The sequence below is a fragment of the Streptomyces sp. NPDC057565 genome (assembly GCF_042801455.1).
GTDB classification, from domain to species: Bacteria; Actinomycetota; Actinomycetes; order Streptomycetales; family Streptomycetaceae; genus Streptomyces; species Streptomyces yanii.
Window position 1 is genome coordinate 385659 of record NZ_JBHVFU010000005.1, and the last position, 25754, is coordinate 411412.

At 71.2% G+C, this 25754-nt stretch carries 18 protein-coding genes; 10 read left to right on the forward strand and 8 right to left on the reverse strand.

The annotated features are described in order from the left end of the window. Window positions 1-51 precede the first annotated feature (51 nt). Window positions 52-1329, forward strand: coding sequence for an exo-beta-N-acetylmuramidase NamZ domain-containing protein (locus ACFU8W_RS14240; protein ID WP_384036050.1), 1278 nt, complete (start codon window positions 52-54; stop codon window positions 1327-1329). An 84-nt stretch (window positions 1330-1413) separates the two neighbouring features. Here the strand turns inward: ACFU8W_RS14240 and ACFU8W_RS14245 are convergent, their stop codons facing one another. Next, complete coding sequence (locus ACFU8W_RS14245; protein ID WP_384036053.1) at window positions 1414-4236, reverse strand: penicillin acylase family protein; 2823 nt, start codon at window positions 4234-4236, stop codon at window positions 1414-1416. A 240-nt stretch (window positions 4237-4476) separates the two neighbouring features. Here ACFU8W_RS14245 and ACFU8W_RS14250 point away from each other — a divergent pair, with 240 nt between their 5' ends. After that, window positions 4477-5088: a hypothetical protein gene (locus ACFU8W_RS14250; RefSeq protein ID WP_384036056.1), complete on the forward strand. Its 612-nt coding sequence runs from the start codon at window positions 4477-4479 to the stop codon at window positions 5086-5088. 52 nt (window positions 5089-5140) lie between these two features. On the opposite strand, the gene soxR is transcribed toward ACFU8W_RS14250, so the two are convergent. Next, window positions 5141-5614: a redox-sensitive transcriptional activator SoxR gene (gene soxR, locus ACFU8W_RS14255; protein ID WP_266987491.1), complete on the reverse strand. Its 474-nt coding sequence runs from the start codon at window positions 5612-5614 to the stop codon at window positions 5141-5143. A 140-nt stretch (window positions 5615-5754) separates the two neighbouring features. Between soxR and ACFU8W_RS14260 the strand changes: the two genes are divergently transcribed. Then, window positions 5755-6216, forward strand: coding sequence for a MaoC family dehydratase (locus ACFU8W_RS14260; RefSeq protein WP_266987489.1), 462 nt, complete (start codon window positions 5755-5757; stop codon window positions 6214-6216). Window positions 6217-6380: 164 nt separating this feature from the next. On the opposite strand, the gene ACFU8W_RS14265 is transcribed toward ACFU8W_RS14260, so the two are convergent. The 3 genes from ACFU8W_RS14265 to ACFU8W_RS14275 all read right to left on the reverse strand — a co-directional run bounded on the left by ACFU8W_RS14265 (window position 6381) and on the right by ACFU8W_RS14275 (window position 8614). Further along, window positions 6381-7004 (reverse strand): TetR/AcrR family transcriptional regulator, encoded by a 624-nt coding sequence (locus ACFU8W_RS14265; RefSeq protein ID WP_384036060.1) that lies wholly within the window; start codon window positions 7002-7004, stop codon window positions 6381-6383. Between the two features lie 82 nt (window positions 7005-7086). Then, on the reverse strand, window positions 7087-7377 hold the full coding sequence (locus tag ACFU8W_RS14270; RefSeq protein WP_345513546.1) for a YiaA/YiaB family inner membrane protein: 291 nt from the start codon (window positions 7375-7377) through the stop codon (window positions 7087-7089). Window positions 7378-7462: 85 nt separating this feature from the next. Then, entirely contained in the window at window positions 7463-8614 is a 1152-nt protein-coding gene (locus ACFU8W_RS14275; RefSeq protein ID WP_384036063.1) for an acyl-CoA dehydrogenase family protein, read from the reverse strand. Window positions 8615-8680: 66 nt separating this feature from the next. Here ACFU8W_RS14275 and ACFU8W_RS14280 point away from each other — a divergent pair, with 66 nt between their 5' ends. The 4 genes from ACFU8W_RS14280 to ppk2 all read left to right on the forward strand — a co-directional run bounded on the left by ACFU8W_RS14280 (window position 8681) and on the right by ppk2 (window position 12115). Then, window positions 8681-9355 (forward strand): TetR/AcrR family transcriptional regulator, encoded by a 675-nt coding sequence (locus ACFU8W_RS14280; RefSeq protein ID WP_384036066.1) that lies wholly within the window; start codon window positions 8681-8683, stop codon window positions 9353-9355. A gap of 14 nt (window positions 9356-9369) precedes the next feature. Continuing rightward, window positions 9370-10080: an ArsR/SmtB family transcription factor gene (locus ACFU8W_RS14285; protein WP_384036069.1), complete on the forward strand. Its 711-nt coding sequence runs from the start codon at window positions 9370-9372 to the stop codon at window positions 10078-10080. 33 nt (window positions 10081-10113) lie between these two features. Next, the gene (locus tag ACFU8W_RS14290) at window positions 10114-11139 is read left to right on the forward strand and encodes a DMT family transporter (protein WP_384036072.1); all 1026 of its coding nucleotides are present in this window, start codon (window positions 10114-10116) and stop codon (window positions 11137-11139) included. Between the two features lie 64 nt (window positions 11140-11203). Next, window positions 11204-12115: a polyphosphate kinase 2 gene (gene ppk2 / locus ACFU8W_RS14295; RefSeq protein WP_384036229.1), complete on the forward strand. Its 912-nt coding sequence runs from the start codon at window positions 11204-11206 to the stop codon at window positions 12113-12115. A 10-nt stretch (window positions 12116-12125) separates the two neighbouring features. Here the strand turns inward: ppk2 and ACFU8W_RS14300 are convergent, their stop codons facing one another. Together ACFU8W_RS14300 and ACFU8W_RS14305 are read right to left on the reverse strand one after the other, a co-directional pair. Beyond that, on the reverse strand, window positions 12126-13205 hold the full coding sequence (locus tag ACFU8W_RS14300; RefSeq protein ID WP_384036075.1) for a Zn-dependent alcohol dehydrogenase: 1080 nt from the start codon (window positions 13203-13205) through the stop codon (window positions 12126-12128). A gap of 41 nt (window positions 13206-13246) precedes the next feature. Next, window positions 13247-14641 carry an aldehyde dehydrogenase family protein gene (locus ACFU8W_RS14305; RefSeq protein ID WP_384036078.1) on the reverse strand — a complete coding sequence of 465 codons (1395 nt, stop codon included), beginning with the start codon at window positions 14639-14641 and terminating at the stop codon, window positions 13247-13249. 315 nt (window positions 14642-14956) lie between these two features. Here ACFU8W_RS14305 and ACFU8W_RS14310 point away from each other — a divergent pair, with 315 nt between their 5' ends. The 3 genes from ACFU8W_RS14310 to ACFU8W_RS14320 all read left to right on the forward strand — a co-directional run bounded on the left by ACFU8W_RS14310 (window position 14957) and on the right by ACFU8W_RS14320 (window position 23847). Then, complete coding sequence (locus tag ACFU8W_RS14310; protein WP_384036081.1) at window positions 14957-17512, forward strand: S8 family serine peptidase; 2556 nt, start codon at window positions 14957-14959, stop codon at window positions 17510-17512. After that, window positions 17509-20391 carry a hypothetical protein gene (locus ACFU8W_RS14315; RefSeq protein ID WP_384036085.1) on the forward strand — a complete coding sequence of 961 codons (2883 nt, stop codon included), beginning with the start codon at window positions 17509-17511 and terminating at the stop codon, window positions 20389-20391. Before ACFU8W_RS14310 ends, ACFU8W_RS14315 begins: the two co-directional genes overlap by 4 nt. 99 nt (window positions 20392-20490) lie before the next feature. Beyond that, the gene (locus ACFU8W_RS14320) at window positions 20491-23847 is read left to right on the forward strand and encodes an ATP-binding protein (protein WP_384036089.1); all 3357 of its coding nucleotides are present in this window, start codon (window positions 20491-20493) and stop codon (window positions 23845-23847) included. A gap of 11 nt (window positions 23848-23858) precedes the next feature. Here the strand turns inward: ACFU8W_RS14320 and ACFU8W_RS14325 are convergent, their stop codons facing one another. Then, a complete protein-coding gene (locus ACFU8W_RS14325; RefSeq protein WP_384036092.1) occupies window positions 23859-25745 on the reverse strand; it encodes an ABC transporter ATP-binding protein in 1887 nt (628 codons plus the stop codon). Window positions 25746-25754 lie beyond the last annotated feature (9 nt).

The window sequence follows — 25754 nt, forward strand, 5'->3', positions numbered from 1 at the left end:
CGCGCTAGCGTGCGTGACCATGACAGTCGGAGCGATCATGGAGGTAGCCGAATGAGCCTGTCCAGACGTGGTTTGCTGGCCGCCGGCGGTGCGGTGGGAGCCCTCGCGGCGACGGTTGCCGGAACCGGGAGCGCGGCCGCGGGCCCCCTCCCCGGCACGGGGCAGGGCTCCGGGCGCAATCGGGTCCGTACCGGCTTCGACCGGCTGGCGGCGGACGGCTATGCGCTGCTGAAGGGGCAGAAGGTCGGAATCGTCACCAACCCGACCGGGATCACGTCCGACGTGCGCCACATCGTCGATGTGATGCACCCGGACGAACGCGTGAACCTGGTCGCGGTCTTCGGCCCCGAGCACGGCTTCCGCGGCACCGCGCAGGCGGGCGGCTCGGAGGGGCGGTACGACGACCCGGCGACCGGACTCCCCGTCTACGACACGTATCTGAAGAGCGGACAGCCGCTCGCCGATGTCTTCACCGCGTCCGGCGTGGACACCGTCGTCTTCGACATCCAGGACGCGGGAGCCCGCTTCTACACGTACATCTGGACGCTCTACGACTGCATGGAGGCGGCGGCGCTCGCGGGCAAGCGGTTCGTCGTCCTGGACCGGCCCAACCCGGTGACCGGGCGGGCTGCGCTGGGGCCGGTCCTCGACCCGGCGTTCTCGACCTTCGTGGGGCGCCGGGAGATCGCGCAGGCCCACGGCATGACGGTCACGGAGCTGGCGCTGCTCTTCAACGCGGAGTTCCTGGCCGCGCGGCCGGTCGAGCTGGACATCGTGACGATGTCGGGATGGCGGCGCGCGGACTTCTTCGACGGAACCGGTCTGCCGTGGGTGCCGCCGAGCCCCAACATGCCGACGCCCGACACGGCGCTGGTGTACTCGGGCACCTGTCTGTTCGAGGGTACGAACCTCTCCGAGGGGCGGGGGACGACCCGGCCGTTCGAACTCCTCGGAGCGGAGGGGATCGACCACCGGTGGGCGGCGGCCGCGAACGCCCTCGACCTGCCCGGAGTCGCTTTCCGCGAGGCGTACTTCGCCCCGACGTTCTCCAAGTTCCAGGGGAAGACGGTCGGCGGGGTGCAGCTGCATGTCCAGGACCGGGAGGTGTTCGATCCGGTGCGCACGGGGATCGCGCTGCTGGTGACGGCGAAACGGACATGGAGCGGGTTCGCCTGGCGCCCGGACAACTGGATCGACAAGCTCACCGGTAATACGCGGGTCCGCACGATGATCGATGCGGGGGCGGACACGGATGAGGTGGTCGGGGCGTGGGAGGCGGATCTCGCCGCGTTCCGGGCGGTAAGGAAGAAGTACCTGCAGTACCGGTGAGGTGAGCCGGGCGGGCCCGGGGTTCGGGCCCGCCCGGCTAAACCGGTTCCGTCCTCGACCGCCGGACGGACCGGAATGTGCGTCCTACCGGTGGGCCGGGAACTCCACCACCTGCTGGTACGTCGGGCGGTTCTGCCAGTGGATCGCCTTCTGACTGATCCCGCCCAGCGCACGGTGGACGATCGAGTCCGTGCACCACTGCTCGCCCGCGCTGCAGCTGTCGTCACCGGGGTAGACCTCGGTCGCCGGTTCGGCCGCCGCCTGCTTCAGGGTGGCGAGCAGCGCGTCCCGGCAGCTGCTCAGGTCGCCGTCGCCGCAGTACGTCTTCGCCAGCGGGCCCTCGACCGGACGGCCGAGGACCTGGCGCAGATCCTTGTCGACGAAGCCCCACCAGCCGTACTGGAACGCCGAACCGCTGTGCGCACCGCTCGGCCCGTGGCCGGCCGCCGGGGACTCGTCGGTGGCGAGGTTGGCGGTCAGTGCCGCGTACAGACCGTCGCCGAGGCCCGGTCCGAACTCGGCCTCGACCAGCTTCGGCCACCATGCGTCCATGAGCCGTACCGCGTCGGCGTGGGTGTAGGCGTGCGAGCCGGGGCGGGTCTCCTTGCGCTGGGATCCCGAGGCGCGCCAGGACTCCAACTGCTGTACGGCTGCGTTCAGTTCCGGGTCGGTGACCGGCTGGGAGCGGAGCACCTTCAGCAGTTCGGGCAGCAGCTGCTCGCCGCGCAGATCGGTGAGTGCCGCATCCGCCATGGCCCGGGTGAGCGAGGCGCGGGTGACGCCGCCCTCCTCCACCAGCTTCGCCACCCGGTCGTCGAGCAGGTCGGCCCGGTGCACCGCACCGAGTCCGAAGCCCGCGGAGGCGTACCCCGCGGCCTGCTTGTTGTTCCAGGAGACGTAGTAGTCCTGGCCGCTGGAGTGCGGGTGCGCGGTGAACGAGGTGTAGTCGGCGGTGTTGGCCGCCGGATCGTACCCCTGCCACTCGTACGCCTTCTCGGCCCTCACCGGCAGCGCCGGGTCGACGCCCGCCGCGCGCACCGGGTTCATTCCGCTGTTGTAGTAGGCGGCGGTGCGGGAGTCGGCGTAGAACCAGTTGAAGGCGTAGTCGATATTGCTCGCCGCCTGCTGGAAGGAGGCGGCGTCCGTGACGTACGCCGGGTCGTTGAGCATCTGGAAGCCGATGATCGAGTCGGCCTCGTGACGGTAGGTGGAACGCAGCGAGGTGTACGCGACGGGCTTGCCGCCCACGGTGGCCCGGTGGGTGACGATGCCGTACGCGGTCCGCCACACCTGCATCCGGTAGGAGCCCTTCGCCGTGGAGTCGGCGACGGTCGGCTTCCAGGAGTTGGTGCGCTCCAGCTTCTCCATGGCGGTGCAGGTGCCGTGGTGGAGGTAGTGCGTGGAGTCCTTGGCGGGCGTCCCGCCTCCGGGCTCGCACAGCTCGATGGCGTACGTGTCGGTGATGTCCTGGCCGGCCGACGTGGCGCTCCACGCGTAGTCCTGGCCGCGGCCCATCTGGACGTACATGCCGACACCGGCGAACGAGACACCGCGAGCGCTGATGCCGGGCCCCTGGAGCTCCTGAAGCATCATCAGCTGTGGGGCGAAGTAGCCGGTCTGCGGGCCGAAGACGGCGATCGGGTTTCCGCTCGCGGTGTGCTTGCCGGAGACCAGCAGGGCGTTGGACATGCCGCGCTTCTGGGCTCCGGAGCCGGGCAGCGCCCCCTCGGGGATGACACCGTCGTCGTAGATCCCCTGGGCCTTCCTGAGCGCGGCCGGGGCCTTGACCGGGGCCTTCGCGTCGGTGCCCGCGGAGCCGGTGCGGTCGTGGATCAGCGGCTCGGCGGTGACGGAGCCCGCGTCGGGAAGGGCGGTGCCGCGCGCCCTGGCAGGCTTGCCGGCGTACGGGAACGAGGTGCCGTCGTGAATCGTCAGCACGGCCTCGGGGTCGTTGCGCTGCCGGAAGGATTCCCAGACCTTGGTGCCCTCGGCGACCCCGTACTTCTGCTGGGCGGACAGCAGCGAGAGCGCTGCCTGCACCTCGCCGCCACCGCCGCCGCCGAACTGCCCGCCGACGACCGAGGCAATGGAGATCAGGTCGGTCAGCTTGAACGGCTGTATCTCGCCGATGTTGGTGATGGCGTCGATCTTTCCGGTGAGGACGTACTCGCCGGGGAAGTAGCGGCCCTTCTTGGACTTCTCGCGGTACGCGTTGATGCCGTCGACATACGCCTGCGCATCGGCCATCGCCTGCTCGCCGCGGGCGCCCTCATGGCTCCTGATGTACGCGACCTGCGCTTCGAGATCGTCCTCGGTGTACGGGGCCTGCGGCCAGAACTGCTGCTCCAGGCCCTGGTTGGCGAGTGCGCCGCCGGCGAACGAGGTCAGTTCACCGCGCCCGATGTGCCGGAAGAGGTCCATCAGCCAGAGCCGGTCCTGCCCGGCCGCGAACCCGGCGCCGAACTCGGTGCCGTAGCGGGTGGTGCCCTTGATGTGCGGGACCCCGGACGCCCGGTCGCGGGTGATGGTGACGTCGTCGCGCGGCGAGGTGACGGACTCGACCTGGTCCTTGGGGACGCCGAACGAGGCGTCGTTGAAGAAGTCGGTCAGCTTCTGGTCGGTGAGACCCGTGTGCCCGGCCACCAGGCCGTTGTAGCGGTCGAGTTGGTCGTCGCTGTGGGAAGGGTGCGTACCGAACGCCTTGTTGCCGAGGATCTCGACGAGCGTGGCGTTGCCGTTCTCGCCGGGCGGCAGGATGTCGTCGCACTGTCCGTGGCAGTAGTCGGGGACGGGTACGGGTTCCGCCGCCGCGGCGCCGGACTGCGGCGAGGCCGCGAGCAGGGTGGTACCGAGTGCGAGAACCGCCGCCACGGTGGCGGCTCTGAACATGACGGTGCGTGGGGGCATACGTGCTCCTCCGAGAGGCCGATGCGCCGGAGGTTACTGGCGGTATGACCCGTCGGTAAGATGAACAACGGTCACTTTTTCGGAATCACCACATGACACCGCGTCAATGCCGCGCCCGAACACCGTCCGACGTGGGGCGTCTCACCCCATGGACACGAATTGCCTTTCGATGGAGCCGAAACGGGCAGCCGTACGTCCATACCTTGACGCCGAAGTACGAGCGACGGAGGTGGCAGTGCGATGGCCGGTTTCCGGAGTCTTGCGAGACAGGTCCGCGATCCGCAGGATGACCTGGCGCTGCGGCGGTACTCGCTGCGCAAATGCCTGGAGAGGTTCGCCCCCTACGGTCACCGGGCGACCTGGGACCACCTGTGCACCCGGCACACGATAGAGCCCGAGGACCGGTCCCCCGACCCCGTGCGGCTGGTGCACGCACTGGAGGAGCTGGAGGCGGCGCGGGCCGTCTGGCTCCGGTACGAGGCCGGGTTCGCCGAGCGCCGTAAGCGGGAGAAGCGCGAGGGGCTGCGCCGGCCGGGCGCCTTCGACGACTGGCACCGGCGCATCTGGGGCGGGAACGGGGTGGCGCGCTGCGAGGATCCGGCGGTCCACCCGTCCGCCCCGCTCGCCGAGGTGCTGGGCCGGCTGATCTCGGCCCTGGAGTCGCAGCCCGGCGCGGCGTGCCCGGTGTGCGCGGAGACCGGGATCGTCTGGCGTCAGGACCTCGACTGCGCGCCGTGGGCCGGCCCGGTCTGCACGGGCTGCGGAATCGTGGTGCCGCGGCCCGTACTGACACCGGGGGCGCTGGCGAGAGCGCGGCGGATCCGGCCGAGGGACCTGGCGTCGGCGGCATGAGGGGCCCGGGGGCGACGGAACGGCGGCGCGCCCCCGGCCCTGCGGACGTTTTCTACGGGCAGCCCGCCGAGCGGCGCTCCGGCATCAGGCGCGAACCGCTGATCGTGTCACCGGAGATGTCGTTCGGGTTGGAGAGCACACACGTCTCCAGCGACAGGCAGCCGCAGCCGATGCAGTCGGTCAGATGGTCGCGCAGCCGGCCCAGCTGCTTGATCCGTTCGTCCAGTTCGGACCGCCACGTCTCGGACAGCCGCGCCCAGTCGTCGCGGTTCGGGGTGCGCTCCTCGGGAAGTTCGGCCAGCGCGTCCCGGATCGTGGCCAGCGGTATGCCGACCCGCTGCGCCGCACGGACGAAGGCGACCCTGCGCAGTGCGTCCCTGCTGTAGCGCCGCTGGTTGCCGCTGGTGCGGCGGCTGCTGATCAGGCCCTTCGCCTCATAGAAGTGCAGGGCCGAAACGGCGGCGCCGCTGCGCGCGGAGAGCTGGCCGACCGTGAGTTCATGGAGTGTCTGTGGGATCTGGGGCACCCCTCCAACCCTACGTGCCCGCCTCCGCACGGGTCCGTCGTTGACAGGAACGCACCCGCCCAACCATGCTGAGCAAGCGCTTAGACAGTAGGCGATGGATGACGACGGACGGTCGAGAGCGGGAAGGCAGGACCAGGGACATGGCAGAGCCGAGGATCTTCACGTCCGCGCAGGAGCTGCGCGACGGGGTGGGCGAGCAGCTGGGTCACAGCGAGTGGCTGGAGATCGACCAGAAGAGGGTCGATCTGTTCGCCGAGGCGACCGGGGACCACCAGTGGATCCATGTGGACCCGGAGCGGGCCGCGGCCGGCCCGTTCGGCACGACCATCGCACACGGCTATCTGACGCTCTCACTGCTCCCGGCGCTGGTCCCACAGGTCATGCGGGTCGAGGGCATGAAGATGGGCATCAACTACGGGACCAACAAGGTCCGTTTCCCGTCCACCGTGCCGGTGGGCTCCCGGCTGCGCGCGACCGCCGTCCTCAAGGACGTCGAGGAGGCGGGCGGCGGCGTCCAGGTCACCGCCCTCGTCACGGTCGAGCGCGAGGGCGGCGACAAGCCGGTCTGTGTCGCCGAGTCGGTGTCGCGCTACTACTTCTGAGATGCCCCGGGGCGTCACCCCGGCGGGCGCACGAGGACAGCCGCGGCACCCCGCTGCGCTGCCGGAACGCCCGAATGCACCGGGCACGGGGATGTCCCTCGGCCTTGCAACGCACCGCATCCGGCGCGTCGCGCGCCGATCCGCCGGGGATGACGGGGCAGCCCTCAGCGCTGGGCCGCGACCATGCGCAGGACGAGGTCGGCGTAGAGATCGCCGACCTCGTCCGGCGTACGGCTCCCCTGCGCGCTGAACCAGCGCGCCACGTCGATGCAGAGCGAGAGCACGGCGAGCGTGGTCCCCGGGATGTCGGGGACATCGAACTCCCCCGCCTGCACGCCCTCACTGATGATCCGCCGGATCACCGCATCGCTCTTCCTGCGCAGGGCGACGATCTCGGTGCGGTGTTCCTCACCCAGGGCGTCGAGTTCGTACTGGACCACACGGGCGGTGGTGTGCCGCTCGGCATGCCAGCGGACGAAGGACCGTACGGCGTCCGCGAGCCGCTCGGACGCCGTGCCGTCACTGTCGGCGGCCGTCTCCAGGAGCAGCAGGGCGCGGTCGTGACCGATCCTGCTGATCCGGTGGAGCAGCTCTTCCTTCGTCTTGTAGTGGATGTAGAGCGCGGCGGGACTCATCCCGGCGCGGCCCGCGATGTCACGGGTGGTGGTCGCGTGGTACCCGCGCTCGGCGAAGGCGTCGACAGCCGCGACGAGGAGCCGCCTGGCCGCCTCGGGCGTCACCTCGCCCCACGGCGAGCTCTCGCCGCCGGTCTCCTCCGCCGCGCTCATCGTCACCGACCCCTTCCCTTCAGCAGGACGAACACCATACCCCGAACCTGAGCAAGCGCTTAGGGTCCGGTGGATGAGATCGTCAGAGCTTCTGGAAGGGGTCGTGCTCAGCGAGGATCTTCTCCAGCCGGGCCTGGTCGACCCGGCTGATGATCTGCCCCGCCTCCTGGCGGTCGCGGATGACCTTGGCGAGGGTGAAGCAGGACGTGACGAGGTACAGGACGCCGACGGCGAGGAAGCCTCGCACCCAGGCGTTCGCGTCGAGGAAGTAGATGCCGAGGGTCACCGCGCCCATCGCCACCCCGAAAGATGCGACGGCCTGACCGTAGAAGGCTGCGGTGCTCTGCTGCTTGACCGATGTCGTCTCACTCATGGGGGAAGCATCGGCCGCTGTGGCGCCCGCCACATCCGCCCCCGTACTCAGTGCCGTACTCAGTCGCCCGTTCGAAGGGGACGGCTCAGAAGGCGGAGACCCCCGTCAGCGCGCGGCCGATGATCAGCTTCTGGATCTGGCTGGTGCCCTCGTAGAGCGTCATCACGCGGGCGTCGCGGAGCAGCTTGCCGACGGGGTACTCGTCGATGTACCCGTAGCCGCCGAAGACCTGAAGGGCGTTGTTCGCGGCGCGGACGGCCGCCTCGGAGGCGAAGAGCTTCGCCTTGGACGCGGCGGTGGCGAACTCCTCGCCGCGGTCGATGAGGTCGGCGACGCGCCAGGTCAGCAGCCGGGCGGCGTCGACATCCACCGCGATGTCGCTGATGAGTTCCTGGACGAGCTGGTAGCTCGCGATGGACTTGCCGAACTGCTCGCGCTCGCCGGCGTAGCCCACGGCGGCGTCGAGGGCGGCCTGTGCGATGCCGACGCATCCGGCCGCGACCGACATCCTCCCCTTGGCCAGGGCGGACATGGCGATCGAGAAGCCCTTGCCCTCGGGCCCCAGGAGCGCGGTGGCGGGGACGCGGACGTCCTCCAGGACCACCTCGGCGGTGGCCTGGCCGCGCAGACCGAGCTTGCCGTGGATGGTGCGGCGGCTGAGGCCGGGGGTGTCGGTGGGCACCAGGAAGGCGGATATGCCCTTGTGGCCGGGTGTGTCGTCGGTCCGGGCGAAGAGCAGCACGACATCGGCCCAGGTGCCGTTGGTGATGAACATCTTGGTGCCGTTGATGACGTACGAGTCGCCGTCACGGACGGCCTTCGTCGTCAGACTGCCGGCGTCGGAGCCCGTACCCGGCTCGGTGAGACCGAAGCAGCCGATCGCCTCGCCCGCGGTGAGACGGGGCAGCCACTGCTGCTTCTGCTCCTCGCTCCCCCAGGCGGCGACGGTCTTGGTGACCAGCCCCAGGGAGACCGAGACGATGCCGCGAACCGACGAGTCGCCGCGCCCGAGCTCCTCGGTGACCAGGCAGTACGCCAGGTGGTCGCCGCCCGAGCCGCCGTACTCCTCAGGGACGGTCAGCCCGAGGAAGCCGAGTGCACCCAGCTTCTTCACGATCGACTTATCGACATCCTCGGCGCGATCCCACTCGACGACATGTGGAGCGATCTCGCGGGCGACGAAGTCCTTGGCGAGCTGCCGGACCGCTTCCTGCTCCTCGCTGAGCTCCAGGTTCATCCTTCGGTACTCCCACTTTTAATTACCACTGCTAGTTTTTCGTTCGCAGGCCCTACTATGTGCCGCATGGCCCGACCGCGCAAGCCCCTCCTCAGCAGAGACCGCATCGTCGAGGCGGCGAGCGCCCTGGTGGACTCCGAGGGGCTCGAAGCCGTCTCCACCCGTCGGCTCGCGGCCGAACTCGGGGTCAGCGGGCCCTCGCTCTACAACCACTTCCGCAACAAGGACGAGATCCTGGACGCGGTCGCGGACTCCGTCTCCGCACAGGTCGACCTGTCGATGTTCGACGAGGACGACGGCCGCGACTGGCGCGCCGCCCTGCACGACTGGGCGGTCTCCTATCGTGCGGCGCTCGCCGCGCACCCGCACATCGTCCCGGTGCTGGCCCAGGGCCCCGGCCGCCGTCCTGCCGGGCTGCGGGTCGCCGACGCGGCCTTCGGCGGCATGGTCCGAGCGGGCTGGCCGCCCACCCAGGCCACGTACATCGGCGCACTGATGCGGTACTTCGTCACGGGCTCGGCACTGGGCTCGTTCGCACGCGGCTTCGTGGACGACGAGACGGCGTACGACCCCGCCGACTACCCGCACCTCGGCCAGGCCCACCTGCTGGCCGACCGCCGCCAGAAGGTCGACGAGGGCGCGTTCGAGACCGGACTCCGGGCGATCCTCGACGGTCTCGCCCTGCAGTACGAGCAGCGGACGCCCGCGGCCACGGTTCGGCCCTCGCCGAAGCGTTCCTGACGCATGCTGGGTACATGGCACCCCACGACCCGGCCGCACCGCGCCTCGCCGCCCTGGCCGCGCTCCTCGCCGACGAGACCCGCGCCTCGTTCTGTCTGGCCCTGCTCGACGGGCGTGCCTGGACCGCGGGTGAACTGGCGCGGTACGCGTCGGTCGCGCCGTCGACCGCCAGCGAACACCTGGGGAAGCTCGTCGCGGGCGGCCTGCTGACCGAGGAGCGGCAGGGCCGCCACCGCTATCTGCGGCTCGCCGACGAACGGACCGCCCACCTCGTCGAGGACCTCGCCGCCCAGGCCGCGCCCGGCGACGGGGCACGGCCGCGAACCCTGCGGGCGGCGAGCACCAGCAGCGCGCTGGCCCGCGGACGCACCTGCTACGACCATCTCGCGGGCCGGATCGGCATCGCCATCGCGGACGCCATGACCGTACGGGGACTGCTGCGGCAGGACACCGGATTCGCGCTCACCGACGACGGCCTGGGCTGGTTCGGGGAGCTGGGCATCCGGCTGGACACCCGGACCAGGCGCCCCCTCGTACGCGGCTGCCTGGACTGGACGGAGCGCCGGCCGCACCTGGCGGGGACGGCGGGCGCCGCGCTGTGCAGGCACGCCCTGGACACCGGATGGTGCGTGCGGATCGGCTCCGGGCGGGCCGTGAAGGCGACCGCGGACGGGGAGCGGGCGCTGCACGAGCTCCTCGGGATCGAGCCGAAAACAATTCGGTGAGGACCGAACCGTTCCCCGCTTACAGTCGGACCCATGACGACACCCATACCGGCCTCCTCGGTGACGGCCACCATGCCCGCAAGCCGTGACTGGCGGGCGATTGCCGCGGCGTGCACGAGCGTGGTCCTGTGGGCCTCCGCCTTTGTCTCCATCCGCAGCGCGGGCGACGCGTACTCCCCAGGGGCGCTCGCCCTCGGCCGGCTGCTCGCGGGCTCGCTGACGCTCGGCGCGATCCTTCTCGTCCGCCGCGAGGGGCTGCCGTCCAGGGGTGCCTGGCCGGGCATCCTCGCGTCCGGACTGCTCTGGTTCGGGCTCTACATGGTGGTGCTCAACTGGGGCGAGCAGCAGGTCGACGCGGGCACAGCCGCCATGGTCGTGAACATCGGCCCGATCCTGATCGCGCTGCTCGGCGCCCGGCTGCTGGGGGAGGGGCTGCCGCGCATGCTGGTGATGGGCATGGCCGTGTCGTTCGCGGGCGCCGTCGTGGTCGGTCTCTCCATGTCGGGGCACGGGGGTTCGTCGGTGCTCGGAGTGGCGCTCTGCCTGCTCGCGGCGGTGGCGTACGCGGCCGGGGTGGTCACCCAGAAGCCCGCGCTGCGGCACGGCTCGGCCCTGCAGATCACCACGTACAGCTGTCTGATCGGTACGGTCGCCTGCCTGCCGTTCTCCGGTGTGCTGATCTCCGAGGCGGCCGACGCACCGCTCTCCGCGACCCTGAACATGGTCTACCTGGGCATCTTCCCGACCGCCCTCGCCTTCACCACCTGGGCCTACGCCCTCGCGCGCACCACCGCCGGAAGGATGGGCGCCACCACCTATGCGGTGCCCGCACTGGTGGTGCTGATGTCATGGCTGCTGCTGGACGAGGTGCCCGCGCTGCTGACCGTCGGCGGCGGCCTGCTCTGTCTTGCCGGGGTGGCGGTCTCCCGCATGCGTCCGCAGACTGGACGGACGCGGAACAGTCCGGCACAGCCGGTGGAGGGACGCCGAGATGACGCGGAACGCCAGGAAACCGACCGGCCCCGGGACGAAGCGGAAGAAGCAGTCGGGCAGGGCTGACGAGGAACAGGCCGCCCTCGCCCGGGCGGCCCGCCACGGCGGCGCCGAACTCGACGACTTCGACGTGATCGACAGCGGGGACGACGACCCGGTCCTGGTGACCCCGGAGGGCCGGGCCCGCGACGCCTGGCGCGAGGACTACCCGTACGGCCGCAAGGCGTACGAGAAGACCAAGCGCGCCCTGCAGATCGAACTGCTCAAACTGCAGCACTGGGTCAAGGACCGCGACGAGCGGATCGTCATCCTCTTCGAGGGACGGGACGCGGCGGGCAAGGGCGGCACGATCAAGCGCTTCACCGAGCATCTCAACCCCCGTGGTGCGCGTGTCGTCGCCCTGGAGAAGCCCACGGAGCGCGAGCGCACCCAGTGGTACTTCCAGCGCTACACGGCGCATCTGCCGAGCGCCGGGGAGATCGTGCTCTTCGACCGGTCCTGGTACAACCGGGCGGGTGTGGAGCGGGTCATGGGGTTCTGCACCACCCGCGAGTACCTCGAATTCATGCACCAGGCACCGGGCTTCGAGCGGATGCTCGCCCGGGACGGCATCCACCTGGTGAAGTTCTGGTTCTCCGTCTCCCGCAACGAGCAGCGCAACCGGTTCATGATCCGCCAGATCGATCCGGTGCGGCAATGGAAGCTGAGCCCGGTCGACCTCGCCTCACTCGACAAGTGGGACGCGTACACGGAGGCCAAGGAACTGATGCTCTTCCACACGGACACGGCGGACGCGCCCTGGACCGTGGTGAAGAGCAACGACAAGAAGCGGGCCCGTCTGGAGGCGATCCGGCACGTGCTGCACCGCTTCGACTATCCGGACAAGAACGCGGACCTGGTCGGTGAGGCGGACCCGCTGATCGTGGGCCCGGCCTCGCGGCTCTTCGAGGAGGGCGAGATGGAAGCCCGCCTCCTCACCACGAGCCGGTCGCAGGCCGAGCCCACACCGGAGCAGGCCCGAGGGCTGTCCCGTCATTCCTGACGGACGGCCCTCAGAACACCACGAGCGCGCGGCCGCCCTTGCCGGCGATCATGTTGTCGAAGGCTGCCGGGATGCCGTCCAGCGCGATCCGTTCGGTGACCATCGTGGAGAGGTCGAACCTGCCCGCCCGGATGTGCTCGGCGATGACCGGCAGGTCGCGGGCCGGGTCGCTGTTCCCGTACACGCAGCCCGTCAGGGAACGCCCCCAGTGGAAGATCTCCAGCGCGTTGAAGGTCACCTGCTGGTCCTTGCCGCCGATGCCGACGACCGTGGTGCGGCCGCCGCGGCGGGTGGAGTCCCAGGCGCCGCGGATGGTGACGGGCCGGCCGACGCACTCGACGGCGACGTCCGTGCCCTGTCCGCCGGTGAGCTTACGGATCTCGCGCGGTGTGGTGTCGGAGGCGATGACGTAGTCGGTGGCGCCCGCCGCGCGGGCGAGTTCCTCCTTCTCCGGGGAGACATCCACGGCGATGATCTTCGAGGCTCCCGCGATCCGGGCGGACTGGAGCACGGCGAGACCGACGCCGCCGATACCGAACACGACGACCGTCTCGCCGGCCCGGACCCGGGCACTGTGGTGGACGGCGCCGTATCCGGTGAGGACCGCGCAGCCGAGCAGGGCGGCGTCGGTCAGCGGGATGCCGTCCGGGGCGGGAAGCACACAGTTCGCGGCGACGACCGTCTCCTGCGCGAACGCCGCGACGTTCAGGCCGGGGTGGAGTCCGGTGCCGTCGGCGGTACGGGCGTGGATGTTGCCCGCACCCGTCAGGGCGTTGGCGCAGAGCCAGACCTCACCGATTGCGCAGTGGTGGCAGTTGCCGCAGGACGGCGCCCAGTTGAGCACGACCCCGTCGCCGGGCGCGACATGCGTGACGCCCTCGCCGACGGAGAGGACGGTGCCCGCTCCCTCGTGGCCGAGGACGGCGGGAACGGGCACCCGCATGGTGCCGTTGGAGAGGGACAGATCGGAGTGGCAGACCCCGGCCGCGGCGAGACGGATCCTCACCTGACCGGGGCCGGGCTCCGGAAGTTCGATGTCGGTGACCTCCAGGGGGGCTCCGACGGCGGGCAGTACGGCGGCGCGGACCACGGACCGGCTCCTTGCTGATCGGGGGTGCATCGGAGGGTTGTTCAGAACTGGAGGGACTTGGTCTGGAGGTACTCGCCGAGGCCGTGCGAACCGAGCTCACGGCCGACGCCTGACTGCTTGTAGCCGCCGAACGGCGCAAGCGGGTTGAACCGGCCGCCGTTGATGTCGACCTGCCCGGTGTCCATCCGGCGGGCGAAGGCGACGGCCTCCGCGTCGTCGGCGGCCCAGACGGCGCCGGCGAGCCCGTACACCGTGCCGTTGGCGATCCGGAGGGCGTCGTCCACGTCCTCGTACTTCAGGATCGAGATGACCGGGCCGAAGATCTCCTCCTGGGCGATGGTCATCTCCGGGGTGACATCGGCGAACACGGTGGGACTGACGTAGTACCCCGTCGCGAGCGGCGCCTTCGGGCCGCCCGCGACGACGCGGGCACCCTCCTCGATGCCCTTCTCGATGTAACCGCGCACCCGGGCCTGCTGCTTCGCGTTGACGACGGGACCGACTCGCTCTCCCGGCACGTACTTGGCGACGGCCGCGGCGGCGAGGGCGACGGCCTCCTCGTACCGCTCGCCGTCGACGAGCATCCGGGTCCAGGCGCTGCACGTCTGGCCGGAGTTGGACATCACGTTGGCGACGCCGACGTTGACGGCCTTGGCAAGATCGGCGGAGGGCAGGATGACATTGGCCGACTTGCCACCGAGCTCCAGTGCGACCCGCTTGACCGCGCCGCCCGCGGTGGCACCGATCTGCTTCCCGACGGCGGTGGAGCCGGTGAAGGAGACCAGGTCGACGTCCTCGTGCGCGGCGAGGGCCTGTCCGGCGACCGGGCCGAGACCTGTGACCAGGTTGAAGACACCGGCGGGCAGGCCGGCCTCTTCGGTGGCCTCGGCGAAGAGCTGCGCGGTCAGCGGGGTGTCCTCGGCGGGCTTGAGGACGATCGTGCAGCCTGCGGCGAGTGCGGGAGCCACCTTGGCGACGATCTGGTGCAGCGGGTAGTTCCACGGGGTGATCGCCCCGACGACGCCGACGGGCTCCAGCAGCACGGTGGAGTTTCCGTGCTGCTCCTCGAAGGCGTACGAGGCGGCCAGTTCGGCGTAGGACCCGGCGACCAGGATCGGCACGCCCGCGTGCACCGTCTGCGACAGCTGGAGCGGCGCACCCAGTTCCGCGGTGACCGTGGCCGCGATCTCGTCCTGACGGGCCACCAGGACGTCGCGCAGGGCGGCGATCCGGGTGGCACGCTCGGCCGGCGGGGTGGCGGCCCAGCCGGGGAACGCGGCGCGGGCGGCCCGTACCGCGGCGTCGACGTCCTCGGCCGTGCCCGCCGGGACATGGGCGATGACCTGCTCGTCCGCCGGGTTCACGACCGCGATCGTGTCCGCGCCCGCTGCGGGGCGCCACTCCCCGCCGATGTACATACCGTCGTGGGCCTTCATGGCATTTCCTCCCGGGCAGGCGTACGGGCGATGTCGTCCGCACCCCAAACTAGCGGCGTTAGTTTTTTGGCGCCAGAGACGCCCGTCACGTGCGGCCCGGCAATTCACCCGGGGTTGAGGGGTGTCCGGTGGATCAGGACCGGGGCCGCGACCCGTCCGACCCTGATCCACCGGACACCCCCTCGTCACACGGTTCAGTAATTCGTCAGTAACGGCCTCCTCCTAGCGTCCCGGATCAGCCCGCCCCTCCCGTGCTTCCCCCTGACAGCAGGGGCGCGGCGGGCTCCCCCGTACCAGCCATGGAGGAGCACTCCGATGCATCTGCCCCGATCCCCGCGGCGCAGAACCGCCGCGTGGGCTGCGGCCGCGCTGACGGCCGCAGCCGTACTGACCGGCCCCGCTCCCGCGTTCGCGCAACCCGCCGCCGACGCGGGTCCGGTCACCGCGAAGGTCGACTCCGCCGTCCTCGACACCGTCGAGCACGGCAAGGAGTCGACCTTCTTCGTCGTACTGAAGCCCCGGGCCGACCTGTCGGCCGCCGAGGGCAGGCGCACCCACGCGGACAAGGCCAAGTCCGCCTTCACCGCGCTGCGCGAGAAGGCCGAGTCCAGCCAGGCGCCCCTGCAGGCGTTCCTCGACAGGAAGCGGGTCGGGTACCAGTCGTACTGGATCGCCAACGCGCTCAAGGTGACCGGCGACGAGAAGCTCGTCACGGCACTGGCCGAGCGCTCCGATGTGAAGAGCATCCGCAAGGAGCGCACCTACCGCCTCGACACGATCGAGCAGAACTCGGTGACGGACGCCGCGGCCGACGCGGACCCCGCCGCCGCCGAATGGGGCGTCAAGGACATCAAGGCGGACCAGGTCTGGTCCCACTACGACGACCGGGGCGAGGGCATCGTCATCGCCAACGTCGACTCGGGTGTGCAGTACGACCATCCGGCGCTGGTCGGCAACTACCGGGGCAACCTGGGCGACGGCACGTTCAGCCACGACTACAACTGGTACGACCCGACCGGCCAGTGCACCGGCGGCGTCCCCTGCGACAACAACGGTCACGGCACCCACACCATGGGCACGATGGTCGGTGCCGGTGGTGTCGGCGTCGCACCCGGCGCCAAGTGGATCGCCGCCAAGGGGTGCGAATCCAGAAGCTGCTCGGACTCCTCGCTGCTCGCCGCCGGTCAGTGGATCCTGGCGCCGACCGACCACAACGGGCAGAACCCGAAGCCCGAAATGGCACCGGACATCGTCAACAATTCCTGGGGCGGCGGTGACACGACCTTCTACCAGGACATCGTCGAGGCGTGGAACGCGGCCGGGATCTTCGAGGCGTTCGCCGCGGGCAACGACGGTGACGGCACGACCTGTTCGACCGCCCATGCTCCGGGGTCGCAGGCCCCGTCGTACGGCGTCGGCGCGTACGACGTGAACGGGAGGATCGCGGACTTCTCCGGCTTCGGCCCGTCGCTGGTCGACGGCTCCGCCAAGCCGAACATCTCGGCGCCCGGCGTGAACGTCCGGTCCACCTGGCCGGGGAACACGTACAAGGCCCTCAACGGTACGTCGATGGCGACACCCCATGTCGCGGGCGCCGCGGCCCTGCTGTGGTCCGCCGCGCCCTCGCTGATCGGGAAGATCGACGAGACCCGGGCGATCCTGAACGACGGCGCGGTCGATGTCGACGACACGCACTGCGGTGGCACGGCCGACATGAACAACGTCTGGGGCGAGGGCAAGCTCGACATCCTCGCCTCCGTGGACGCGGCCCCGCGCAGCGCGGCCACCGTGACCGGAACGGTCACCGACCGGGCGACCGGCAGGCCGGTCTCCGGTGCGACGGTCAAGGCGCAGGCGGGCACCGCCAAGCGCTCCGTGACGACCGCGGCCGACGGCACGTACAAGCTGAACCTCACCGCGGGCACGTACACCCTGGCCGTGAGCGGATACGGATACGCGTCCGCCACCGAGGACGGCTTCATCGTCACCACCGGCGAGAAGGTCACCAAGAACCTCGCGCTGGACGCCGTACCGGCGCATGCCGTCTCCGGCACGGTGCTGGATGTCACCGGCAAGCCGCTGAAGGGGGCCACGGTGCGCTTCACGGACGCGCCGCTCGCAGCCGTCACCAGTGACTCCGACGGCGCCTTCCGCTTCCCGTCGGTCGCCGAGGGCTCGTTCTCCCTGACCGCGACGCCCGCCGCTCCGGTGCTCTGCAACGGCGTCCTGACGACGACGGTCGCCGTGGACGGCGACGAGACGGTGAGCGCCGCACTGCCCAACCGTACGGACGCGGCGGGCAACAGCTGCGCCCCTGCGACGTACAACTGGGTCAGCGGCAGGACCAAGGTCGCGCTGTCCGGTGACGAGAACGTCAGGACGGTGCCACTGCCCTTCCCCGTCACCTTCTACGGCGTGAAGTACACCGACGCCAGTGTCACCACCAACGGCCTGGTCAACTTCCTGGAACCGCGCCTCGGCGACTACGCCAACACGGCGTTGCCCGGCGCCACCAAGCCCAACGGCATCGTCGCCGCCTTCTGGGACGACCTGACGGTCGACGCCAAGGCGAGCGTGAAGACGGCGACGAACGGTACGGCCGGAGCGCGGACATTCGCCATCGTCTGGGAGAACGTCGCGTTCGCCTCCGACACCTCGCAGCGCGTCACCTTCGAGGCCGTCTTCGACGAGGCGACCGGTGCGATCACCCTGCAGTACCAGTCCATCGGCACCGCCTCCCCCGAGACGGGGGCGAAGGCGACGATCGGCATCGAGAACCAGGCCGGTACGGACGCCCTGCAGTACTCCTTCAACGAGTCGGTCCTCACCGGCAAGTCCGCCGTCCGAATCTCCTCGAAGGCGACGTCATGACCTCCACTTCACGGCGCGCCGTCCGGCTCGCCTCCGCCCTGATCGCGGCCGGGCTGGCGCTGGCCGCCACGCCCGCCGCACACGCCGACAGCGACGGCGGCGCCGGACCGCGCGTCCTCACCGACGCACAGGCCGACCGGCTGGAGAAGCGGCTCCAGGGCGAATCGTTCGCCGGCGAGCAGCAGATCACGCCGCAGTCCACGCCCAACTCCTCTCCGTCGTCGCAGAGTCCGCAGAGCACGGACGACACGTCGGCCGACGGGACCCTGTCCCTCGAAGCGAGCTCCGACCTGGAGACCTACCGGGGACAGGCCGACACCACACAGCTGGCGGGCGGCCACGGCGACTACCTCGCCGTGCACAGCGCCGGCACCGTCACCCGCCTGACGGACGACGGCACGACGGTGTGGAAGCGGGACAACGTCTCGCTGTACGCCGACTGGCAGGTCCGGCCCGCACGCCCCTGGCAGGTGGAGCCCTACCCGGCCCGGATCACCATGGGCTACAACGCCGTCGCCCCGGGCGCCGACTTCTCCGACCGCGGCTACACGACGGGCGACCTCACCGGCGACGGCGTGGCGGACGTCGTCTTCACCGCGGACGTGGGCAATTCGCCGTACCGGCCGTTCACCGTGCCCGGATCGACGCTCTCCACGGGCACGTTCGTGACCGTCCTGGACGGAAAGACCGGCAAGACGATCTGGACCAGGATCTTCGCGGACGCACAGCAGGTCACCCTGGTCGGCGACACGCTCGTCGTCGGCGACCAGCCGTCCACCAACCTCAACGCGCCCAAGGATGCCAGGGCGACCCTGCAGGGCTTCCGCTTCTCGTACGCCGACGGAAAGCTGACGCCGACCGACACATGGACCTACGAGACCGGGCAGCGCGACGGGCGCTGGGGCTCGACCAGAGCGCTCGGCGGCGGGCTGCTCGCCGTCTCCTGGAACAGGCGCAAGACCGCGACGGCGGCCGCCGAGGGCCACACCCTGGTCCTGGACACCGCCGACGGCACGGTGAAGTGGCAGAGCGACGGAGCGCTCTACTCACGACAACTGGCGTACGACTCCGCGCGGAAGCGGCTCGTCGCCGTCGAGCAGGCGGACTACCGCGACGGTGTGCAGTACCAGCTCGCCGCGTACGACCCTGCGACGGGGGCTCGCACCACCCTCGACACCCGGGTCAACGCCCTCGCGCTCGGCCTGCAGGTGGGCAACCTGAAGGGCGACGCCAAGCCGGAGTACGCGGTCAGCGAGGACACGCTCGACGAGTACCTCTGGGTCAACGCCTCGACCGTGCGCGCGCTGGACGGCGGGGACGCGTCCGAGCTGTGGTCGCGGACCGTCAAGCGGGACGAGTCCAATTCCAAGGACGGCGACTCCGCACTCGGTCTGAAGATCGTCGACGGGCAGGTGCTCGCCTCGTACATCACCATGCAGGACAAGGATGCGGCCGCCAACCCGGGTGGTACGCGTTACGGCCGACTCGCGGCCATCGACGGGCGTGACGGCAAGGTCGGCTGGGAGAAGCAGGGCGGCCCCGTCGCCTCTCCGATCTACGCCCAGCCGTACCGCGTGGACAACGAGTGGCGGGTGCGGACGGTCGACAACGAGCAGAACATCCGCAGCTACCGGCTGAGCGGCGGCCGCCAGGCGTCGCTCACCCCGCTCCAGGGTGATCTGATCTCCGCGGCCGCCGTGGACGTGAACGGCGACGGGAGGAAGGACGTCGTGACGGGCGGCCAGTCGCACGGCCTGTGGGCGTACGACGGTCCGTCGATGGCGGCGGGCAAGCCCGAGGTGCTGTGGAAGACCACCCTGCCCGGGGCGGTGCACGGCGAGATCGTGCCGGCCGACACGGACGGCGACGGCGAGCGGGACGAGCTGGTCGTCGCGGCGGACTCCGCGACCGTGATCGTCGACTCGCACACGGGCCGGGTCCTGCGGACCATTGACGGCAAGGGACAGTTCGTCCGCTCGGTGGCCGTCGCCGATGTGAACCACGACGGCGCCGACGAGGTGCTCGTGCCGACGGACGCGGTCCGCGCGTACCAGGGCAACGGGAAGCAGCTCTGGTCGTACGCCCCCGAAGGCGCGGGAGTGGTCTTCTCCGACCTGGCGGTGGCCGAGGGCCGGGTCTTCGCCTCGTACAGCACGGTCGGGGCCCTCGACGCCGCCACGTCGGTCGTCGACGGCATGGCGCTGGACGGGAAGTCCGGCAAGGTGCTCTGGACCGCCGATCCGAAGTGGACCGGCGACCCCGACACCAGGATCTACGCCGCGGAACTGCACAACGGCGTCTTCGCCGACCCGGGGATCCCCTACGCGGACGGGCACGCGGTCGTGCACTCCTGGATCGTCAGGGAGGGCAACTTCTGGACCACGCTGATCGAGTTCCGTGATGCGCGGACCGGGAAGGTCGTGCACACCGCGACCGGCGGCGGGGCCTGGACCACCGGCAACTGGTTCACGGGCGAGGAGGGAGCGGTCCTGGCGAGCACGGCCGCGCTGCGCACCTACGCGGGTGGCGACAGGGAGTACAGCATGTTCACCCTGCCGACGCTGCACCAGGCCGGGTTCGGAACGGGCCCCGGCGGCAGGCGGCTCATCGTGGGCGGCACGGAGGCCGCGATCTACCTCTGGGACCCGGCGGTCCTCACCGCGGGCCACAACTACCCGGACCACCTGGCCAAGATCAACAAGTACGCGGTCCAGAACACCGTGGTGGCGGACCTCGACGGTGACGGCGTCGACGAGATCATCGGCCTCGGCGCGGACCAGACCGGGTACGACCGTACGATCGAACTCGCGGGCGGGCGCTATCTCCAGCAGAACGAGCAGTTGCACGGGCTGACGGTGGACTCGATCAGCCGGTCCTGACCCGGGGGGACCCCGGAGACTCCGGCCTCGGAGACCCTCGCGCACGGTGGCGCGGGGGTCTTCGGGCTGCCCGGGAACGGCGGTTACAGTGACTGCCTGATGAACGCAGCGCGCACCGCCGACCACGGCGAGCACTCCCCGCACATACCCCCGTTGCTGCGTGTACACCTTTTCGGCGGGTTCCGGATAGAACGCGACGGAGGCGCGCCACTGGCCGAGCGCTGGCCCCGGCCGAGCGCACGCGCCCTCGTGAAACTCCTCGCCGTTTCCCCGGGACACCGCCTCCACCGCGAGCAGGCGATGGAGATCTGCTGGCCGGACGCCGATCCTCAGTCCGCGCTCGGCAGCCTGCGGGTCGCACTGCACGCGGCGCGCCGCGCCATCGAGCCCGAACTCGTGCCGCGCGCCGCGTCCTCGTATCTGACCGGCGAGGGCGCTCTCCTGTCGCTGGACCCCCGGACGGTGTGGATCGACGCGGACCACGCCGAGACCCTGGCCGAGCGCGCGCTCGTCAGTGGCAGCACGGCCGAACTGGCCGCCGCGGTCGCGGCATTCACCGGTGAGCTGCTGCCGGAGGACCGCTACGCACCCTGGGCCGAGACCCGGCGCGTGCGTCTCTCGGAACTGTGCGAGCGGGTGCAGCTGGCCCTTGCGGAGGCATATCTCGCGGACGGCGAGACGGAACCGGCCACGGATGCCGCGCAGCGGGTCCTGGCGTCGGCGCCCGCCCAGGAGCGGGCTCATCGGGTACTCATCGACACATATCTGCGGCAGGGGCTGCGTCGGCAGGCGGTGCGCCAGTATCACGTGTGCCGTGAGGCGCTCGACGCCGAGCTGGGAGTGCGCCCGAGCCCGGCAACGGAGCAACTCCACCTCCTGGCCCTCGACTCGGCAGCCATGGTGGTGGGCGCGGCGGCGGCCCCGGTCCTGCCCGCAGCTCTCCGCACACCGCCCGCGGCCCCGTTGCGTGGCCGGGAGGCCGACCTGGAGCTGCTGCTCGCCACGGACGGCCCGCCGGTACACCTGGTCGGCGGCGAGGCGGGCGTCGGCAAGACCCATCTCACGGCGGAGGCCGCCCGGCGGGCGGCCGAGGCCGGGACCACCGTGCTGTGGGGCGCGGGCCACGACGCGGAGGGCCACACGCCCTACGGCGCCTTCGTCGAGGCGCTGGATGCCTGGCTCGCCGACCGGCCACCCGCCGACCGGGCCGGAATCGGCGGCGAGTACCCCGAACTCGCTTCGCTGCTGCCCTCGTTGGGCCAGATCGGGATGGGCACGGAACGCAGCCCGGAGGAGGAGCGCGACCGGTTGTTCCGGGCGGCGGCCGGACTGCTGGGCGATCTGGCGGCGACCGCGCCCGTGCTGCTCGTGCTGGACGACCTGCACGCCGCCGACACGGGAACGTACCAGTTGCTCAGCCATCTGGCCCGGCGCGCAGTGGCCACGCGCACCGACTGGCGGTTCGCCGTGACCTACCGGGCGGAGGAGCTGACCGCGGCAGATCCCCGGCGCACCGTGCTGGACACCCTGGTACGCCAAGGTCTGGCCCGGTCCATGGAGTTGGGGCGACTGGGCCGAGACGCGTGCCTGGCGGTCGCCCGGGACGCGGGGGCCAGGGCCGACGTGGACCGGGTCTGGGAGCTGTCACTCGGCAATCCGCTCTTCGCCCTGGAACTGGCCCGCACCACCCACGAGGCCGCGGACCCCGCCGCGCTCAGCGCCCCGGAGGGCGTGCGTCAGCTCGTGGCGGCGCGGCTGGCACGGCTGGGACCCGCGGTGCGGCGGGTCGTGGAGGCAGTATCCGTGGCGGGCGGCGGCGCCGCACTGTCCGAGGTTCTCGACGTCGCCGAGCACGGGCTGCATCCGCCGCTGTCGTCCGCCGAGGCGACGGATGCCGTGGACGCGGCGGTCGCGGCGTCGGTGATGACGGAACGGACCGTGGTGGTCGGCGGGCGGCCGCTGCCCGGTCTCGCCTTCCGGCACCCACTGGTCCGGCTGACCTGCTACGACGGGCTGTCCGCGGCCCGCCGCCGACAGCTGCACTCGGCCTACGCGGAGGCGGTGCTGCGGCGCAGGCCGGACGCCGTCGACACCCTCGCCTCGCATCTCACCCGCGCCGACGACCCCCGGGCCACCCACTATCTGCGGCAGGCGGCCGAGCGGGCGGCAGCTCTGTGCGCCAACGACACCGCGGACCGCTACTACGCCGAACTGACCGCCCGGCTCGACGCGCTGGCCGCCGATGCGGCGCAGGCGAGGATCGACCGCGGCGCCGTGCTGCGCCGGATGGCCCGCTACCAGGAGGCGGCGGCGGTTCTGCGCGAGGCACTCGACGACATGGTGCGGCGCGGCGACGAGGACGGACAGGTGCTGGCCGCCGCCCGGCTGACCGAGGTGCTGGTGAAGTACCGCGGGACCGACGAGGGCGAGGATCTGCTGCGTGCCTATCCACCCGGTCCGCACACCCCGCCGCTGGCCGCCGCGACCCACCATCTGGCGGCGGCGGTGCTGCGGTTCGTGACCGGCCGGTACGAGTCGGCACACGCCGCGGCCTGCACCGCGCAGGAAGCCGCGGACGCCATACCGGGCAGCGAACGCCGGGGACTGCTGGCCCGCGCCCTCGGGATGCAGGCGACCTCGCTCGGCCTCGCGGGCCGGTTCGCACAGGCCCGTCCGGCGGCCGATCTGGCACTGCCGCACGCCGAGGCGTACGGCGACCAGGAGTTGCTGGCCACCGTCCTCTCCGTACTGCGCGAGCATGCCCGACGGTCGGGCCGGCTCGCCGAGGCGGTCGCCTCCGGGCGGCGGGCGCTGCGGCTCGCCGAGCACACCGGGGATCCGACGGCAGTCGCCTTCGAGCAGGCGAACCTCGCCGAACTGCATCTGTTGCTGCGGGAGTTCGACGAGGCGCGGGAACACGCGGAGGCGGCGGTGCGGGAGACCGGCGAGCAAGCCGCGTGGTGCACCCCGTACGCCCTGGCCGCGCTGGCCCGGGTCCGGATGAGCGCCGACGAGTCGGGCGCGGCGGAGCTGCTGACCCGTGCCGGGGAGGTGGCCGAGGCGCAGGGCGACCGGCAGGCGGTGCACGAGGTACGGGCGGCGCAGGCGGAGCTCCTGGTCCGCGAGGGCCGCCCGCAGGAAGCCCTCGCTCTGCTGACCGGCGGAAGCGGCCCCGGCTCGGCCGCGCTGCTGTCCTGGGCGGAGCTGCTGGCGGGACAGCCGGAGCGGGCGGTGCGGCTGGCGGCCGCGGAGACCATACGCGCCGAGGAGGTCGGCGAGCGGCTGTCGTTGACCGAGGCGCGTACGGTACATGCGGCGGCGCTCGCGGCACTGGGCCGCGACCGGGAGGCGCGCGAGGAGTTCGACCGGGCAGCGGCGCTGGCGGCCGAACTCCCCTATCCGGCAGGGGCGTTCGCGGTGGAGCAGGCCCGTGGGACGGACTGGACGACCGGCTGACTCAGCGGTGGTCAGCCCAGACCGGCGGGCTCGGCGCCGGGGCGCTCGAACTGGGTGCGGTACAGCTCCTCGTACCGGCCGCCGGCCGCCAGCAGCTCCTGGTGGGTGCCGCGTTCCACGATCCGGCCGTTCTCCACGACGAGGATGAGGTCCGCCGCCCGTACGGTGGAGAGCCGGTGGGCGATCACCACCGCGGTGCGTCCTTCGAGCGCCTCCACGAGGGCTTCCTGGACGGCCGCTTCGGAGGTGTTGTCCAGGTGGGCGGTGGCCTCGTCGAGGATGACGACGCGCTGGCGGGCCAGCAGCAGCCGGGCGATGGTCAGCCGTTGGCGCTCGCCGCCGGAGAGCCGGTAGCCGCGTTCACCGACGACGGTGTCCAGTCCGTCGGGCAGCGAGGCGACCAGTCCGTCCAGTCGCGAGCGGCGCAGGGCGTCCCAGAGGTCCTCCTCGGTGGCTTCGGGGCGGGCGAGGAGAAGGTTGGCGCGGACCGACTCGTGGAAGAGGTGGCCGTCCTGGGTGACCATGCCGAGTGTGTCACGCAGGGTGTCGGCCGACAGGTCGCGTACGTCGATGCCACCGATGCGCACGGCGCCCTCGTCCGTGTCGTACAGCCGGGGCAGCAACTGCGCGATGGTCGACTTGCCCGCGCCGGACGATCCGACGAGGGCCACCGTCCGGCCCGGTTCGGCGCGGAACGAGACCCCGCGCAGCACCTCGTCGCCGCCGCGGGTGTCCAGGGTGGCGACGTCTTCCAGCGAGGCGAGGGAGACCTTGTCGGCGGACGGGTAGCCGAAGCGCACGGCGTCGAACTCCACGGACACCGGACCGTCCGGGACCGTCCGCGCATCGGGCTTCTCCTCGATCAGGGGCTTGAGGTCGAGGACCTCGAAGACCCGCTCGAAACTGACGAGCGCGCTCATCACCTCGACGCGCGCCCCGGCGAGTGCGGTGAGCGGCGCGTACAGCCGGGTCAGCAGCAGGGCCAGGGCGACGACGGCGCCCGCGTCCAGCTGCCCGCGCAGCGCGTAGAACCCGCCGAGCCCGTAGACCAGGGCGAGTGCCAGCGCCGATACGAGGGTGAGCGCCGTGATGAACGCGGACTGGGCCATGGCCGTACGGACACCGATGTCGCGCACCCTGCCCGCCCTGGCGGCGAATTCGGCGGACTCGTCGGCGGGCCGCCCGAAGAGCTTGATGAGCGTGGCGCCGGGCGCGGAGAAGCGCTCGGTCATCCGGGTGCCCATCGCCGCATTGTGGGCGGCGGCTTCGCGCTGGAGTCTCGCCATCCGTGTACCCATCCGGCGTGCGGGCAGCACGAACACGGGCAGCAGCACCAGCGCGAGTGCGGTGATCTGCCAGGAAATGCTGAGCATGACGCCGAGGGTGAGCAGCAGCGTGACGACATTGCTGACGACGCCGGACAGGGTGTTGCTGAAGGCGCGCTGGGCGCCGATGACGTCGTTGTTGAGACGGCTGACGAGCGCGCCGGTGCGGGTGCGGGTGAAGAACGCGATCGGCATGCGCTGGACATGGTCGAAGACCGCGGTGCGCAGGTCGAGGATCAGCCCTTCGCCGAGGGTGGCCGACAGCCAGCGGCCGACCAGCCCGAGTCCCGCCTCCGCGACGGCGATCACGGCGATGAGCACGGCCAGCCGCGTGACGGTCCCCTCCTCCTTGCCGGTCACGATCGCGTTCACGACGCGGCCGGCGAGGACGGGGGTGGCGACCGCGAGCAGTGCCGTGGCGACACTCAGCAGCAGGAACAGGGCGACCCGCCGCCGGTGCGGTCGGGCGAACGCGGCGATGCGCCGCAGAGTGGCTCGGTCGAAGGGGCGTCGGTCCTGCTGCGCGTTCATGACGTTGTGGAGCTGCGTCCACGCGGTGGCTTCCATGCTCATGGAAGGAAC

Coding starts and splice junctions, on each gene's coding strand:
- ACFU8W_RS14240 (WP_384036050.1), top strand. CDS start 52: ATGAGCCTGTCCAGACGTGGTTTGCTGGCCGCCGGCGGTGCGGTGGGA.
- ACFU8W_RS14245 (WP_384036053.1), bottom strand. CDS start 4,236: ATGCCCCCACGCACCGTCATGTTCAGAGCCGCCACCGTGGCGGCGGTT.
- ACFU8W_RS14250 (WP_384036056.1), top strand. CDS start 4,477: ATGGCCGGTTTCCGGAGTCTTGCGAGACAGGTCCGCGATCCGCAGGAT.
- ACFU8W_RS14260 (WP_266987489.1), top strand. CDS start 5,755: ATGGCAGAGCCGAGGATCTTCACGTCCGCGCAGGAGCTGCGCGACGGG.
- ACFU8W_RS14265 (WP_384036060.1), bottom strand. CDS start 7,004: ATGAGCGCGGCGGAGGAGACCGGCGGCGAGAGCTCGCCGTGGGGCGAG.
- ACFU8W_RS14270 (WP_345513546.1), bottom strand. CDS start 7,377: ATGAGTGAGACGACATCGGTCAAGCAGCAGAGCACCGCAGCCTTCTAC.
- ACFU8W_RS14275 (WP_384036063.1), bottom strand. CDS start 8,614: ATGAACCTGGAGCTCAGCGAGGAGCAGGAAGCGGTCCGGCAGCTCGCC.
- ACFU8W_RS14280 (WP_384036066.1), top strand. CDS start 8,681: ATGGCCCGACCGCGCAAGCCCCTCCTCAGCAGAGACCGCATCGTCGAG.
- ACFU8W_RS14285 (WP_384036069.1), top strand. CDS start 9,370: ATGGCACCCCACGACCCGGCCGCACCGCGCCTCGCCGCCCTGGCCGCG.
- ACFU8W_RS14290 (WP_384036072.1), top strand. CDS start 10,114: ATGACGACACCCATACCGGCCTCCTCGGTGACGGCCACCATGCCCGCA.
- ACFU8W_RS14305 (WP_384036078.1), bottom strand. CDS start 14,641: ATGAAGGCCCACGACGGTATGTACATCGGCGGGGAGTGGCGCCCCGCA.
- ACFU8W_RS14310 (WP_384036081.1), top strand. CDS start 14,957: ATGCATCTGCCCCGATCCCCGCGGCGCAGAACCGCCGCGTGGGCTGCG.
- ACFU8W_RS14315 (WP_384036085.1), top strand. CDS start 17,509: ATGACCTCCACTTCACGGCGCGCCGTCCGGCTCGCCTCCGCCCTGATC.
- ACFU8W_RS14320 (WP_384036089.1), top strand. CDS start 20,491: ATGAACGCAGCGCGCACCGCCGACCACGGCGAGCACTCCCCGCACATA.
- ACFU8W_RS14325 (WP_384036092.1), bottom strand. CDS start 25,745: ATGAGCATGGAAGCCACCGCGTGGACGCAGCTCCACAACGTCATGAAC.